Origin of the sequence: Rhodanobacter sp. B04 (genome assembly GCF_002001125.1) — a bacterium.
Lineage (GTDB): Bacteria > Pseudomonadota > Gammaproteobacteria > Xanthomonadales > Rhodanobacteraceae > Rhodanobacter.
On the sequence record NZ_MUNV01000017.1, the window covers coordinates 1 to 15,684 of the forward strand.

The window sequence follows — 15,684 nt, forward strand, 5'->3', positions numbered from 1 at the left end:
ACCGCCAGCCCGAACAACCCACTCCCAACCTCCCCCTGCGAGCAGGGGGAGGGGCCAAAATACCTGGAGCCTCACGTGACCAGCAGCATCGAACTCAAACAGGAACAGGTCGAAACGGTGATGCGGCTGGCACCGGTGATTCCGGTGGTGGTGATCGACGACGCGCGCGCCGCGGTGCCGATGGCGCGCGCGCTGGTCGCCGGCGGTACCCCCGCGATCGAGGTCACCCTGCGCACAGCGGCCGCACTGGACGCGATCCGCGCGATTGCCGCCGAAGTGGAGGGCGCGATGATCGGCGTCGGCACCGTGCTCAGCGCACGCGACCTGCACGCGGCACAACAGGCTGGTGCGCGCTTCGCGGTGTCGCCCGGCGTGTCGCCGTACCTGCTCGACGCCGCCGACGACAGCGAGCTGCCGCTGCTGCCCGGCGCCGCCACCGCCAGCGAAGTGATGGCCATGCTCGAGCGCGGCTACCGTCATCTGAAGTTCTTTCCCGCCGTACCGGCCGGTGGCCACAAGCTACTCGGCGCGTGGGCCAGCCCGCTGCCACAGGTCCGCTTCTGCCCCACCGGCGGCATCAGCCTCGCCAGCGCGCCGGATTTCCTCGCCCTGCCGAACGTGATCTGCGTCGGCGGCTCGTGGCTGACTCCGGCCAGCCTGCTCGCCACCGGCGACTGGCCCGCGATCGAGTTGCTGGCACGCGAGGCGGCTGGCCTGCACCGCCCCGCCTGAGTCCGGGCTTCCGCGACACTGCGGCCACGATGACTCGGCTTCCAGCCTTACCATCACCGCCCTGCTGGCGCGAACACCGCGCCACCGCACGCGAGGTCACTTCGATGTCGACCTGAAACCGGGAACCAGCGGCTGCATTGCTGCCACCGCTGCTGCGCCCAGGTTCTTCTGTCCGTGCCACCCCGCCATGACAAACATGGGGAATCGCGCGGCAGCATGTCGAGCGACCTATTCGCAAGATTTCGGAAAACCCATGCCAAGCTCGTCATCCCTGCGCAGGCGGGGATCCAGTGACTCCAAGCACCTGGAGCGCAATGACGCTGGATCACCAGCGTCACTGTAGTGGAGCGATTCCGGCTTTCGCCGGAATGACGTTCAGAGGGAGCTTTTCGAGGCTTGCTTCACTTGCTCGGTACCGCACTCTTCACCGGCTTCACATACGTCTGAAACAACTCGTCGATCCGCCGATACTCGTCGTACCACGAATCGGCATGCACGAAGCCGTGCCGTTCCAGCGGATACAGCGACATCCAGAAGTTCTGCTTGTGCAGTTCGATGAAGCGCTGGTACAGGCGGATCGAATCGGCGGCCATCACGTTGTCGTCGATCAGGCCGTGCTGGATCAGCAGCGGATCCTGCAGCTTGTCGGCGTATTCGATCGGCGAGCTGGTCTGGTATGCCGCGGGATCGAGCTGTGGATCGTTGAGGATGTCGGCGGTGTACTCGTGGTTGTACAGCGTCCAGTCGCTGACCGGACGCAACGCGGCGCCCGCGGCGAACTCGCCCGGCGCGCGCAGCAGCGCCATCTCGGTCATGAAGCCACCGTAGCTGCCGCCGTAGATGCCGACACGCTTCGGATCGACGCCATGGTTCTGCACCAGCCAGGCCTTGCCGTCGAGCAGGTCTTCCAGTTCCGGGTGGCCCATCTGGCGGTAGATCGCGGTGCGCCAGGCGCGGCCGTAGCCTTCCGAGGCACGATAGTCCATGTCCAGCACCACATAGCCCTGCTGCACCAGCAGGTTGTGGAACATCTGCTCGCGGAAATAGTAGGTGGACGACAGCGTGACGTTCTGCAGGTAACCGGCGCCATGCACGAAGATCACCGCCGGACGCGAGGCCGGCGCATCGGTTTCACCGGCGGGGCCGTAGTACTTCGCATAGATGCTGCCGGCGCCATGGCTGGACTTCACCTCGACGATCTTCGGCGCGATCCAGTCGCGCGCGGTGAACGCGCTCTTCATGGTGTGGGTCAGCTCGCGCGGCGTGCCGCCGCCGGCCGCCTGCACGGCCAACTGCGACAGCACGTACGGCGAGGAGTGCAGCACGGCGAGCTGGCTGCCATCCGGCGACAGCTTGAAATCGTCCATGCCCTGGTAGTTGGTGATGCGGCTCAATGCACCGCCGCCGACCGGCAGGCGGTAGACGTCGTAGCTGTACGGCGCCACCTGGTTGCTGCGCACGTAGAACCACTTGCCGTCGTCGCTGAGCAGCGGGTGGCTGACTTCGAACTTGCCGGACGTCAGCGCCTTTGCCTGGCCATCCAGCGTCTTGGTGTAGAGCTGCGAGTAGCCGGTTTCCTCGCTCATGTACCACAGCGTGCGGTTGTCCTTGAGCCAGCCGAAATCGTTGAAGTTCCAGTTGATCCATGCGTTGTCGGTGAGGCGATGCTGGCTGACCAGCGCGTGACGGCTGAAATCGACGCTGGTGATCCAGCGATCCTTGTTGTCGATCGCACGCAGCTGGATGGCGAGATGGCTGCCATCGTCGCTCCATGCGATGCCGCCGCCACCGCCGTCCTCGGCGTTGGCGACGATGCGCACGGCGCGTATTTCCGGCGCCTTCAGCGCCTTCGCCTCGTTCTGCTTGCCGGCTTTCTCCAGCTCCGCGACGGTCTGCGCGCGGATCGCCTTGAGCGGATCGTCCTTGATGCCCGGCAGGCTGTCGGTCTTCAGCGGGTATTGCTGGTGATTGTGCAGGTCCAGCAACAACAGCGATTGCGCTGCAGGATCGTTGCGTCCGACATAGGTACGCGCGTCCTTCGGCTCGGTATAGCCGCTGTCGGTGACGTAATGATTGACCTTCGGCGCCTCGCCCTTGGCATGATCCTTCGGCACCGTCACCACCAGCATCCAGCGGCCATCCGGCGACAGTTCGGTATCGACCGCGCGGGACTTGTCGCCCAGCCAGAACGGTGCCGCCGCACGGCCGGGGTCGGCCGCATCGAGCGCCTTGTCCTCGTCGCGCAAGGCCTGCTTGTCGGCCTTGATCTCGCGCAGCGTCTTGAACAGCTTGAGCTGCAGCTCGCCCAGGTCATCGGGCTGCTTGGCCTGCGGATCGTCGGCGAAATTCAGCACCGCCACTGGCGCGGCAACACCACTCGCCAGGTCATAGCTGTACCAGTCGTTGCCGTCGCGGTACTGCAGCGCGCGACCATCGGCGGAGAACTGCGGCGAGGACTCCTCCTGCGGCGTGCGCGTCACCTGCTGGCGCCGGCCGCTGGCCAGATCGACCACGAACACATCGCCATGCAGGATGAACGCCGCGTGCCGATGCTCACGATCGAACACCGCCGGACCGTCGGCCTGCGCCATCGCGGCCGGGTCGAGCTTCACGCTCTGCCCGCTGGCCGGATCGAGCTTGTACAGATCGCGCACCGGGCTGCCGTCACGCTTCAGCGAGTAATACAGGCTGCGCCCGTCCACGCTCCAGTACGGCGACTCCACCGCCTGCCCGATCCAGTCGGGATTGGCCATGATGGTTTCTATGTCGAGCGGGGCCGTTGCCATTGCCGCCGCAGCCGCCGTCGCAGGCAGCACATAGAAAGCAATCAGGCTGGCAAGCAGTAGTCGGCGCATAATGGAGGCTCGTGGCAAAAAAGCAGCATAACCGAGCCCGAAAGCGCAGCGCGGGCATCTATGCCATAAGTCAGGGCAAGGGGATCTCGTTGCCAAGACACAGCGCCGCTACGGACAATGCAAAGCAACCAACTCGCGTTGATCTCGTAAGCTCTATCGACACCCAAGCCTGCTCAATACACGCGTGGGCATCGAAACTGGTGGTCGCAGTACTATCGAGGAACGGCGCAATAAGGCGTTGGGCATGGTGACACCTGCCGCTTACGCCAAGCAGCTCACCACGAAACAGGCAAAGTAGTCTCGGGCTCCAAAATAGCCCCACCACCGAAAGCGGGGATCTCGATGAAGCAAAGGAATATGCTTCATCATCAGCACGTCTTGTGCCGGTCGGTCGCCATAATTCCTGATGAAAAGATCAAGACATCCCTTATAGATTATTCAAGGATATATCTACAGGATGACCAGCATACCCAAGGGCAGCGATGATCGTAAGGGCGAAAATAGTTGGAAGAACCATACGCATGATGCTACACAACACAGAGAAAGAGCGATTATTTATCTTCTGATAGTCACGCATATAAATATATGGAAGAAACGATTTATGACGACGCATCATAGACGGCTTACCCAACGCAATATACATGTGCGGGTCCTTTACTCGCAATTGTCGAAAAAATATGGCGCAAAGAACTATCCACGCAATTGTCATTAAAAATGTAATAGTTGCAAACCACGGATTACATGGAAAATGAATAACGGTACCACTCAAAGCAATGTACATGCGCATTTCACTCTAAAGCGTGCTGATATGAAATATACAAATATAATAATGGAAGGTAAATTGCGTCGCTGCAGCATTACTATCGACCCCGTAAATCAGTGCCATGCTAAATTGGAGGTCGTCGGATCGTTTTTCATCCGAAACTCGGCGGGTGTCAGACTCCAAACCCGGCTCAGTTTCGGCGAAAATCAACAACAGCTAGATTTTTCGCTAAATCATAAATAAAATGATGGCGAATGGAATGGTTAGAGCGTACATTATGCGCACAAAATAAAGCCAATTTCTTATTTTTTTTCCATGAATGGGGTCGGGCAGATCTGAATCAAGAATCATAGGCATGATTTTTAAAAATCGACCATCATTATCAAACGACTCGAAATAAGCTGGATCGATTCGTTTTACTAGATAAGCTACATAACATGCAGATGCATATTCTATAGTTATATATATCCATATCATCCATATCGCAATATTTGTACTCATAGACACCTATCATTTTAGATAATTGACCACTGGGCTATCCTCTTAGCCCTCAAAGCCAAAAGCTTAATCAATGGCACCTCGATTGTTCATTGATTTGTTGCGGGCCCTTGTGCAACGGGAGGAGGAGTGACGGGCTGTTCGTTAGATGAAGAGCCCAAAGGAATATCTGACTGAAATGCACTTGCACTTAAATCTGTATGCTTAAAAAGAACCATGTTTGACGCCCCGAGGCCCACAGCCGGGGCAAAGCTCAAGTTAAAGTTTTTATCTAGAGCAATGGTAAATGCCCCGTGAAACACTTCACCATATGAAAGGGTTAAAGACCCCAACACCGAAGAAGGTGTAGGATTGCCACCTAATTGCATTGAAAAGGGGTGTTTTTGAGAAACGTCCAAACTGATGTTGTAACCCTCACCATAGACTACGCCGACAGTAAGTTTATCCGGATGCAAGGCATCTATTGAGGCTTGACCGCCCGCACCTCCTGGTGCTGCAGCCACAGCTAACGTCAAGGTGACATGATCGTCTACCGCTTTATAAGCATAAGCTGCTGCTGGTTTTACATTTTCGTCAATTGATCGGTTGATAACTTGATTAAGCCAGTCCAATTGGATTAAAGGGGATTCCGGGAACTTCCCATTTGGATCAATGTTGAGTATTGGATTATTATTACCGTAAGCAAATCGATTCAAATTAAACTTGTTATCTACTGCAAATCCCACCGGATCTACACTGATAAATCGTCCCACCGCTGGATCGTAATACCGCGCCTGCATATACACCAATCCGGTATCCGGATCGTTCACATGCCCCGTATACCCCGGCCCGTTCGGCGGCGTGCCCAGCGCCTGACTCCCATACGGCGCATAGTCGTACGTCGCCGTGATGTTCCCACTGGCATCGGCCTCCGCCAGCGGCGTGCCCTGCGGATCGGTGTACACATAGGTCACCGAGCCCGCATGGGCCGCGGCGGCCATCAGCACCGCCAGCCCACCCATCACACTCAGCAGCCTCCGGCGTGCCCTGCTCATGAACGGGCTCATGGGTTGCCTCCCAGCGTGACCGAGCAGGTACTGGCGTCGCATCCGCTCCCCGAGCCCGTGTCTGCCCCCAGCACCCGCGTGGGCTTCGTCATCACGGCACTCGTTTGGGCTGCCCCACCGCCCACCGTGAATTGGCCACTGATCTGCAGCGGGGCGCTGCAACCGGCGATACTGCAGGCCGTCAGTTGCTGGGCCGTGTAACTGCCCGAGGGAAAGTTGTAGCTGTTGGTGGCCACGACGTAGGTGTACGTGCCCAGATGGCCATTCTTGCCGAGCGCCGTGAAGTTGTAGCTGGTGGCCCACGGCATCGCGTTCCAGGTCATCGACGTGACGCCATTGGTGGTGCTCATGGCGAAGTTCGTGGGCGTCGCCGGCACCTGCGTCACCGACACCGGTGCAGAGGCTGTCCAGCCGCTGGTGCCGTAGGCGTTGCTGGCGGCGACCTGATAGGCGTAGGTGCCGCCCGGCGCATGGGTCACGCTGTAGGAGGGCGTCGTGATGCCGCTGGCGAGCGTGGTCCATGCGCCGCCGTTGAAGCTCTGCTGCACGGTATAGGTGGCGACGCCGGGCGAAGCTGTCCACGTGACCGTGAAGGGGGCGTACGTCAGCACGCCCGGTCCCGCCGGGTTGGCCGGCGCCGCCGGCCATACACCCAGCGTGGCCGAGCCCGTCCAGCCGCCACACGTACTGCTGCAGCCCTGCACCTGATAGACATAGCTGCCGCCGGCCCGACCGCTCAGCGCGGCGCTGGTGCCGCTGCCGGCATACACCGTCACCCACGCACCGCCGTTGGCGCTCTCCTGCAGGACATACGACGTCGCCAGCGACACCGCGCCCCAGTTCACTGTGTAGCTGCCGTTGTTGGGGTTGGCGCTGAAGCTCACTGCGCCCGGCGCCATCAGTTGCTGGAAGGCGTTGCGGGCGATCAGCTTGGTGCCCAGGTAGATGAAGTTGGTGGCCTGCGATGCACCCGGCGCGTACTGGTACATCAGCTGGCCGCCGTGGTCGTAGAAGTAATCGGTCGCCGTACCGGTGGCCGAGGTCTTCTGCACGCGCCGGCCATTCGCGTCGTAGAGGTAGCTGTCGTAGCCCGTCACCTGGCTCAGCTGGTCCTTCTGGTCGAACAGCAAGGCCACGCCGTTGCGGTTGGTGAGGTTGCCGCGGGGGTCATAGCCGAAGCTGCTGACCGAACCACCGCGCGTGATGCTCTGCAGCCGGTTGGTCGGATCGTAGGCGTAGACCGAGGTCACTCCTGCCGACAGGCGTGTGCGCAGGTTGTTGAGCGGGTCGTATTGATACGACTCGGTGCCCCACAGGGAAGGCGCCACGGCGTTGGTCAACCGGTTCAAGCCATCGTATTGGAAGGTCTTGTTGCGTTGGCCGTTGACCAGATCCTGCACGGTGAGGATGTTGCTGTCACCGTCGTAGGACAGGTCCTCGCTGAGGTTCAGCGTGCTGCCGTTGCCATAGGAAAAGTTGCTGGTCAGTTGGCGCGCATTCTGCTGGACCAGATAGCTCGTGCCGTTGCCATAGGTAAAACCCTGTACCTGGCCATTGGGGTAATACGTGACGCCGGTGGCATAGCTGCCCACCCGGGTGGGACGACCCAGCGCATCGGGCGCGTAGCTGACCGTCTCGCCATTGGGATAGCTGATCACGCTGAGGCTGCCATTGGCGTCGTGGGCATAGCCCAGCGCCAGCGCGCTCTGGCCGACCATATTGAGGGATTCGCCGGTCAGCATGTTGCGGTAGTTGTACAGGCCATGCCAGACGGTGTTGCCCGAGGTCGCCCACTGCAGGTTGCCCGCCGCGTCGTACTGGTATTGGGTGCTCTGGGTGCCCGCTGGCGGGGCGATCGCCTTCACCCGGTTCATCGGGTCGTAGGTAAACACCGTACTGGCAGACGAAGGCACCTGATCGCGCGCGCAACCGCTTTCCGTAAGCGCCAGCCCGGAGGCCGACAGCCGGATGTTGTTGGCGCCATCGTAAGAGATCGATGTATCACCGCTTTCCGGCTCGGTGGTGCGGCAGAGCCGGTGATAGATGTCGTAGACTAGGGTCTTGGTGACGCTGTCGCTCTCGGTGCCGTTGTAGAGACCTGACTGAGTAATAATTCTCGGCTTACCATATAGATCACGATTGATGCTCTGAGTGACACCTGTAGGCGCCTGTATTTCGACTACTGCGTCGTAAGAGGGCTGATCGAATGCCTGATAAAAGGATGTGGTGACGTTGTTTTTCGGGTCGGTGACCTGTGTTCCCGGACCCGATGTGTAAACTGTGGATGTCGTCAACAAGCCCAGTTCCGAGTCCTCTCGACTCTGGATTAGCCGCTCCAGTGAATCGTAGTTGGCGTGTGTGCCCAAAGTGATCGTCGACAAAGCTGGAGTGCCCGCGACCGGGTATGAGACAAAAACTGTCTTGCCTAGCCAATCGTAAGCATGTGCCGTGCTAATGTCTGAGTTGGCAGTACCAATGATCGAAACGTCACCGAGAACTGGCCGCAGCTCGGCATCAAAATAAGTTACGGTGGATGCATTGCCCATGGTGGTCGTACGACGCCAATGACCACTACTGTTGATGTCGACGCCACGTTCGTTATTCGTGACGAAATCGTATCTGAAGGCCGTTGGATTCCAGGCCACCTCGTCACCGACGGGATACGTGATCCCGGTAATACGGCCGACTGAATCAAAGGTATAACTGGTGGTATGGCCAGCTTGGTCCGTGATACTTCTGATCTGGCCGAAGTCGTCCACCACCAGATTCTCGCTCGTACCGTCCGGATAGTTGATCAATTGCGGAATACCGCGGTAATAATTGCTCAAGCTCGTGGTGTTGTCGTTGCCATCTTCAAAGCTGGCCAACTGACCGGCACTATTGAACGTATACGTCATCAGCATTTCGCCGAAGCTGGAGCGCGTTTGTAACGTGTCATTCGCAGGGTTGTAGGTATTGAGACTTTCTATTTCGCCGGTGGTGACATTGGTCAGCTGTTGCGGCAGACCTAGCACCCAGAGCGAAAGATCGTTGAGGTATGTCGTCTCTTCTTCGATCGGGCTTTGCCCAGGAATCGAGTTATAACGCTTGACATCGGTCGGCTGTGCAAAGGCGTTGAATGCCGACGCCTGCCATGTATAAGTATCACCATCTTGGTCAATGACCTTTTGACTAATCGGCGCAAGCTCCTCTACCTCAGCCAAATTCACATTGCTTTGGTCGGAGTATCCAAAATGCGCTGGCCACGATCCATTAGTAGGCAAAGCATAGCTATTGATTTCGCTTCGAGTAGGTGATCCATTCATTGCGCCACTATAATGATCAGTGCGAAGAAGCTGGCTTTCACTGAAATCAAAGCGGTTGCTGAAGGTGTACTGCGTATCGTTACCTGACGGGTCCGTTACATTTGTCCATACACTTGAAATGCAACCGGAGCTGCAGGCACTACTCCAACTCTGATTGGGCGCCGAATACGAAAAAGTCCACGTTTGTGTCGGTATGCCGGCACCAGAATAGTTTTTTCCGACAATTGCTTCTTGTGCATAAAGGTATGGAAAACCTAAAAAATTTTGCCCTCCATTATATGTGCATACAAATGGAACATCCGAACGTCCCCGCACGATCGACTGCACCGAAAATGAGCCCAATAACCCTGATGGATGCCGAATCGTTCCGGTGGAAATCGGAAACGATAATTGACTGATTGTGGCATCACAGCCCGCTGTGCTTATATTCGCAGTAGTATCATACTCGATATTTGTAAAGCTATTTTGTCGATTGAAATTATCCAAGCTAAAACCCCATGAACTCCCGTCAGGCAAATTTACACTGGACAGATAATTATTAGAGTCATAGCCATACGACCAAATACGGTAGGCGCCGTCACCTGTTTGTACTTTTGCGCTGGTTATAATGCCTGGATAAGTGCCACGCTGGGTCGAATTGCCTGATGCAATCGGGGGGTTATAAGTCAATGTGAGTTGCCGCCCATCACTTGCCGTGATTGTCGTCAGATCACCATTTTCATTGTAACTATAGGTCAGTACGTTGCCGAAACGGTCTTCCTCGCGTGAGGTCATCATCATGACCATGGCGCGATTCACGAGGCCATATCCTGCTGGAGAAAAGCCAACTGTGCCGTCAACTCTAGAGACCAGCCAGTCCATCCAGTATTTCGTGCCATCTGGCGACACCACAAGAAACCCTTCGCCTGGCACACCATTCGAAGTTTGCGGCAAACAAGCTATTTGCCAATTTTTCGTGGTCACAATACTGAAGTTGTATGCAGCGCCACTGACTTGCGCCATCTGCGGCGAGAGTGTGTTGGCAGAAGAATCTCGTAACAGAAGGTCTTGAAAGCCGATGCCTGGGATATCCAGCTTATATCCGTGATTCCATGAGCTGCCGGGATAAAGCATAGGAGGCCCGGACCCATATTCATAAAGCATGGCAATTTCGGGTGGCGCATGAAATCCACTACACCGATTGGTGTCATCCAGGAAAAACCAATGCGGTGTAGTGCCTGCTGGCGAAGTGCCCGGTTCGGTCCCGTTTATATCTGCCGACAATGTTTCGATATGCGGTAATTCAAGACTCCAATCTTGAAAATTACCACCATCAAAGGCACTATCTTCTACTTCGCGCGTACGAACTAATTGCAGCCGCGGCCCATTACCCGCGAGATCAATATCTGTTTGTCGAAATGAAAGGCTCCCGTTGTAGAGACTAACAATTTCGCCAAACGGATTATTGCCTAGCGGGTGAATATCCTGATTTATACGAATCAATGACTTAAATTCATCCTCAGGCGTCACTGCCAAGACAGACGTAGTGAGCGCCATTAGCATGATGGCTGTGGCGATCTGACGCCACCAGCATTCATATTTACTCATTTCACCATTTACCCTTGATTAGCAGCTGGTCAGTACGTATACCCGTAATTTCACTCGCAATACGAATCACACAAAACCTAACTAAGCAGACGAGCAATGAACTAGCCTGTCGTCATCGGCTACCCAAGGTATAGTGATGAAGAGATTCGACGCGATCTGGTCAATTTCGTGTGCAGCACAGACATATTTTCCGCATGCCTCGTCCGTGACACCGCTGGAAGGCTGGGCATGTGCTTTGATAGACATCAATGTTAACAAACCGCACCAAGCACCGTACGCTCACTCATGAGGCTCTCTACAAATTCGTCTTGACCGCCTCGATAACCCGCTACATCTGAATCTTATTGCTGGTACCTGGACACAAGTCGGGATGGGTTTTCAGCAAGGTAATGACGTCGCGCGCTAGCATCTAACGCGTGGACACCAGCATGCATGGCTGATGCATCTGAAACGAAAGTCTCGCGGCGTCCGTGCATATCACTCTTCACCCTAGGTTCCCCAATCCGAACGTTGCATTCGGTGCTGAGATGCTAGCAACGCGTTCACGCTGTTGCAATGAGTAAATTATTTCGATAATTCGTATGTAATTGCGCTATGAAATTCTGCCGGATCGTTGCACTTTGGATTTAAATAGTCTTGTCGCAAGGCGAGCAAAACCAATCTAATTTGGTCGCACGTTGATATTGCATTTCTACGCTAAAAACTAAAGAGTGAAATACTGTCAATTGTTTACGCGGTACGACACGAATAGATGTCACCTACAGCTTCATCTACGTCACATTGGGAGCCATCTTGGGCTCCAACGGCAAATACACCATGCGCGTGAGATGTAATGGCGCGTGGCGTGACCTTTGGTGAAATCACTGCGCATGGGAGCGGCACCCGATTATCATCTGGACACCCTTGCTCACTCGTGACCAATGGCATTCTCTTTGTCCTCCACCTCGATCTGGCGTCGGATGGAAAGATGGCTGTGACTCTCACCAAGACTTACGCAGAGGGTCTAAGCGAATCCCCCCAGACCTCGCTCGCCAATGCATTGAAGCGATCGCCCGAACGGAGTTCGGTGACACCTGAAACCGTTGATGGTCAGGCTGTGGCCGCGACTGAAGTCCTGTATCTTCAAGTGAACCTGCAGAGCCGCTGTTTCTGCAACTGATGAGGCAGGGCACAATCCTGACGAACGATCTCGACCCCGCACAAATAAGCTTTCATGCACGACTCCAGCATTCCGATGCCGGCGCAAAATTCTCAAAGAGCATCCTCATGGCCGCCTCGCTTGCCATCGTCGTCATTACAACCCTGAATTTTCGCATGAGCTTTCCATGACGCTGCCCGCCCTCGAACTCGAAACTGCCCCGAACCCGCGGTATAGCATCATCTGGCTGCACGGCCTTGGTGCCGACGGCAACGATTTCGCGCCGATCGTGCCGCAGCTGGTGGATCGCGCGTGGCCGTCGCTGCGTTTCGTGTTTCCGCATGCGCCGGTGCGACCGGTGACGATCAACAACGGCATGTCGATGCGCGCCTGGTACGACATCGCCGCCTTCGATCTCAATGCACGCCAGGACGAAGCCGGCATGCGCGCGTCGGTGGGCGAGGTGGAAACCCTGATCGCCCGCGAACATCAGCGCGGCGTACCGAGCGAACGGATCGTGCTGGCCGGTTTTTCACAGGGCGGCGCGATCGCGCTGGCGGCCGGCCTGCATCATGCGCAAAAGCTGGCCGGCATCGTCGCGCTGTCGACCTATCTGCCGGCGTACGTGGTGCAGCCCGGCGAGCGCAGTGCGGCGAACGCGGCGATCCCGATCTTCTGGGGCCACGGCAGCGTGGATCCGGTGGTGGTGATGCAACGCGGTACCGACTCACGCGATCTGCTGCAGTCGCTGGGCTACACCGTGCAATGGCATACCTACCTGATGGCGCACGCGGTCTGCCCCGAAGAGGTTGGCGACCTGCGCCACTGGCTCGGCCAGCAGCTGGCGTAGCAGCCGCCTGCGCTTACGGCATACTTGCCCGCATGCGCGCATCCACCTCCACCAGCGGCCCGCACGGCCGCGTCGAGCACAGCCCGCTGCCGGATTTCTGCCGGCTGCCGGCGTTGTTCGCCCTGTTCGTGGTGGGCGCGCTGACGGTGACCGTGATGTGGCTGGCACGCGACGACCAGCCCGACTGGCCGGCCTACAGCGTCAGCATGCTGTTCGTGACCTGGCTGGCGCTGGTGATCGCAGTGGCGCTGTGCAAGCTGCGCCCGCTGCTGCAGCGACTTCCCAGCCGCATGCCGTATGTGGGCGTGTGGCTGCTGATCGTGCTGATCGTGCTGGTCGCCAGTGCAGTGGCCCGCTGGATCGACGGCTCGCTGCAGATGCACCTGATCGGCAGCAGCATCGGCCAGTTCGTGCGTGACAACGCGGTGATCGCTGCCCTGCTCGGTGCCGCGATGCTGCGTTACTTCTACGTACTGGCACAGTGGCAGGCCCGGCTGGCGGCCGTCAGCCGGGCCCAGGTCGAGGCGTTGCAGGCACGCATCCGCCCGCACTTCCTGTTCAACAGCATGAATACGGTGGCCGCGCTGATCCGGGTCGATCCCGCCGCCGCCGAACGCACCGTGGAAGACCTGTCCGAACTGTTCCGCGCCGCACTGGGCCAGCACGACATCGGCGACGGCACGCTGGGCGAAGAGCTGGCGCTGGTCGAGCGTTATCTGGCGATCGAGCAGCTGCGCCTCGGTGCGCGACTGCACGTGCAACGCGATCTGGATGACCTGCCCGCCGACTTTCCGCTGCCGCGCCTGCTGCTGCAGCCGCTGGTGGAGAACGCCGTGCGCCATGGCATCCAGCCGCTGCGCGAAGGCGGCGAAGTGAGCCTGCGCGGACAACGCGTCGGCGACGGCATCCGCATCGAGATCACCAATCCGCTACCGGCCACGCCCGCCGCCGCCGGCAACGGTCACGGCCTGGACAGCGTGCGCCAGCGCGTCGCCTATCGCTACGGCCCACTGGCCAAGGTACAGGCCGGTGCGCAGGGCGACCGCTTCGTGGTGCTGTTGCAACTGCCGGGAGCCTCCGCGTGATGCGTGCCCTGATCGTCGACGACGAACCGCTGGCCCGCGCGCGGCTGGCCGCCCTGCTCGGCGAATGCGAGGGCATAGAAATCGTCGGCAGTGTCGGCGACGGCGAAGCCGCGCTCGGCTCGCTCGGCGAACTGCAGCCGGACGTGCTGCTGCTCGACATCAACATGCCCGGCCTCAGCGGCACTGCGCTGGCGCAACGGCTGGCCGGCCGCACGCGGCCGCAGGTGATCTTCTGCACCGCCTACGAAGCGCACGCGCTGAAGGCGTTCGAGCTCGGCGCCGTCGACTACCTGCTTAAGCCGGTACGACTGGAACGCCTGCGCGACGCCCTGCAGCGCGCGCAACGCCGCCTCGCCGACGCACCACGCGAAGCGGTCGCCTATCTGCATGGCCGCCTGCGCGGCGAACAGGTGCGCATCGCCCTCGACGAAGTGATCTGCCTGCTCGCCGACGAAAAATACGTCGTCGTGCAACACCGCCGCGGCGAACTGCTGATCGAGGAATCCCTGCGCCAGCTGGAAGAAGCCTACCCCGAGCAGCTGATCCGCCTGCACCGCAACTGCCTGGTGCCACCACCGCGCCTGCTCGGCGTGAAAACCCTCGCCGACGGCCGCGTGCTGGCACGGCTGGATGGCACCGAACTCAGCCCGGAAATCAGCCGGCGCAATCTGCCGGCGGTGAGGAAGTTGCTGCGGCTTGGCTGAATCTGTCCAACTGCCAAACGCAGCCACCAGGCCAAAACAGCGACGTTTATCACCCCGGATTGAGGGTGATAAAACTTAGCACCTCGTTTTGCGTGATATGCAACTGGGCAATTTGGCGACGACCACACAATCCATCACCAACGAAAGCTTTGCCCGGCGCAGGTTTCAGTCACTTGACGGGGTGCCTTCGAATCCTGAACATCCATTGCATATGCCCCGATGTGGGGTCTACTAAGCGTTAGGTCTTCCATATGCGTTCATTCTTAGTCATCCTCGTTGCGCTTTCGCTCTCCCAAAACGTATGGAGCGCCGAGCGCGATGCCAACCTACAACTTGCTGCACATGCGCAAGCGCTTGAATCGCAATCACAGGCGACTCTTGGCATAAGCCTTCGTCAAATATCCCTATTGCTACAAGCCGACCCGCATGTATTTAATCGCAAGGAGACGTTAGAGCAGGACGGTTCTTGGCCTTTGCTCAAAGACCTTGAGGCCAAGGGATTCGTGGAAATCCATGAGCCGCATACGCTGCCAGACGGCGATACAAATATGCTGGGCGGTTCAGTCGTTCAGTATCGCGCAACAGTTAAAGGACTAGCAGTAGTCGCCGCCATCAACACTAAGTAACCTAACATTTCGTTCAAGGCGGACGGCTTCGCCGCCGCTTAACTCCAGCGTTAGGCGCTTGTCATATCAGGGGTACCATGCGTATGCGTTCGGTCTATGCAGCTATAGTCGTAGCAACCTTGCTTGTTTCTGGGTGTGCAAGCGTTCCAGACTTGTCTGGTAAAGATGGGGCATGTGTTCGCGAGTGCAGCGCGGCCTATTCGCAATGCCTTTCCAAATTTACGATCTTTCCACTCGAGCGCCAGCATGAATGCACCTCGTCGTTGAAACTTTGCGGCGATTCTTGTCCAGCAAAAACGAAGTAGATTTATATTTCTCGCGGCGCGCCTAACCACTCATTCAAGCGGACGGCTGCGCCGCCGCTTAATTCCAGCGTTAGGCGATACAGGGGTTCCAAGGTGAAATTGTTATACATTGCAATATTCGCGTTAGCCCCTCTTGCGCAAGCTGGCTCACTGGCCTACGTCGAGAAAGTCGATCTAGAGCCAATGGCTC

Annotated in this window: 9 protein-coding genes; 6 read left to right on the forward strand and 3 right to left on the reverse strand. The window is 58.0% G+C overall.

Features of this window, described 5'->3' with window-relative positions:
* The first annotated feature begins 75 nt into the window (after positions 1-75).
* The gene (gene eda / locus B0E46_RS12910; RefSeq protein WP_077556204.1) at positions 76-732 is read left to right on the forward strand and encodes a bifunctional 4-hydroxy-2-oxoglutarate aldolase/2-dehydro-3-deoxy-phosphogluconate aldolase; all 657 of its coding nucleotides are present in this window, start codon (positions 76-78) and stop codon (positions 730-732) included.
* A gap of 401 nt (positions 733-1,133) precedes the next feature.
* Here the strand turns inward: eda and B0E46_RS12915 are convergent, their stop codons facing one another.
* The 3 genes from B0E46_RS12915 to B0E46_RS12925 all read right to left on the reverse strand — a co-directional run bounded on the left by B0E46_RS12915 (position 1,134) and on the right by B0E46_RS12925 (position 10,786).
* Positions 1,134-3,587, reverse strand: coding sequence for a prolyl oligopeptidase family serine peptidase (locus tag B0E46_RS12915; RefSeq protein WP_077556205.1), 2,454 nt, complete (start codon positions 3,585-3,587; stop codon positions 1,134-1,136).
* Positions 3,588-4,937: 1,350 nt separating this feature from the next.
* On the reverse strand, positions 4,938-5,894 hold the full coding sequence (locus tag B0E46_RS17755; RefSeq protein WP_168171201.1) for an RHS repeat-associated core domain-containing protein: 957 nt from the start codon (positions 5,892-5,894) through the stop codon (positions 4,938-4,940).
* Positions 5,891-10,786, reverse strand: a complete 4,896-nt coding sequence (locus B0E46_RS12925; RefSeq protein WP_077556206.1) for a hypothetical protein — start codon at positions 10,784-10,786, stop codon at positions 5,891-5,893. Before B0E46_RS12925 ends, B0E46_RS17755 begins: the two co-directional genes overlap by 4 nt.
* 832 nt (positions 10,787-11,618) lie before the next feature.
* Here B0E46_RS12925 and B0E46_RS17395 point away from each other — a divergent pair.
* From B0E46_RS17395 to B0E46_RS12945, 5 genes are all read left to right on the forward strand, one after another.
* Positions 11,619-11,945 (forward strand): hypothetical protein, encoded by a 327-nt coding sequence (locus B0E46_RS17395; RefSeq protein WP_139350537.1) that lies wholly within the window; start codon positions 11,619-11,621, stop codon positions 11,943-11,945.
* A gap of 166 nt (positions 11,946-12,111) precedes the next feature.
* A complete protein-coding gene (locus tag B0E46_RS12930) occupies positions 12,112-12,774 on the forward strand; it encodes a dienelactone hydrolase family protein (protein ID WP_077556207.1) in 663 nt (220 codons plus the stop codon).
* Positions 12,775-12,806: 32 nt separating this feature from the next.
* Positions 12,807-13,859: a histidine kinase gene (locus tag B0E46_RS12935; protein WP_077556208.1), complete on the forward strand. Its 1,053-nt coding sequence runs from the start codon at positions 12,807-12,809 to the stop codon at positions 13,857-13,859.
* Positions 13,859-14,563, forward strand: coding sequence for a LytTR family DNA-binding domain-containing protein (locus tag B0E46_RS12940; RefSeq protein ID WP_077556209.1), 705 nt, complete (start codon positions 13,859-13,861; stop codon positions 14,561-14,563). Before B0E46_RS12935 ends, B0E46_RS12940 begins: the two co-directional genes overlap by 1 nt.
* A gap of 251 nt (positions 14,564-14,814) precedes the next feature.
* Entirely contained in the window at positions 14,815-15,189 is a 375-nt protein-coding gene (locus tag B0E46_RS12945; RefSeq protein ID WP_077556210.1) for a hypothetical protein, read from the forward strand.
* Positions 15,190-15,684 lie beyond the last annotated feature (495 nt).

Bases quoted from the DNA above. Each gene is read 5' to 3' on its own strand.
- B0E46_RS12935 (WP_077556208.1), top strand. From the start codon at position 12,807: ATGCGCGCATCCACCTCCACCAGCGGCCCGCACGGCCGCGTCGAGCAC.
- B0E46_RS12930 (WP_077556207.1), top strand. From the start codon at position 12,112: ATGACGCTGCCCGCCCTCGAACTCGAAACTGCCCCGAACCCGCGGTAT.
- B0E46_RS12945 (WP_077556210.1), top strand. From the start codon at position 14,815: ATGCGTTCATTCTTAGTCATCCTCGTTGCGCTTTCGCTCTCCCAAAAC.
- B0E46_RS12915 (WP_077556205.1), bottom strand. From the start codon at position 3,587: ATGCGCCGACTACTGCTTGCCAGCCTGATTGCTTTCTATGTGCTGCCT.
- B0E46_RS12940 (WP_077556209.1), top strand. From the start codon at position 13,859: ATGCGTGCCCTGATCGTCGACGACGAACCGCTGGCCCGCGCGCGGCTG.
- B0E46_RS17395 (WP_139350537.1), top strand. From the start codon at position 11,619: ATGGCGCGTGGCGTGACCTTTGGTGAAATCACTGCGCATGGGAGCGGC.
- B0E46_RS12925 (WP_077556206.1), bottom strand. From the start codon at position 10,786: ATGAGTAAATATGAATGCTGGTGGCGTCAGATCGCCACAGCCATCATG.
- B0E46_RS17755 (WP_168171201.1), bottom strand. From the start codon at position 5,894: ATGAGCCCGTTCATGAGCAGGGCACGCCGGAGGCTGCTGAGTGTGATG.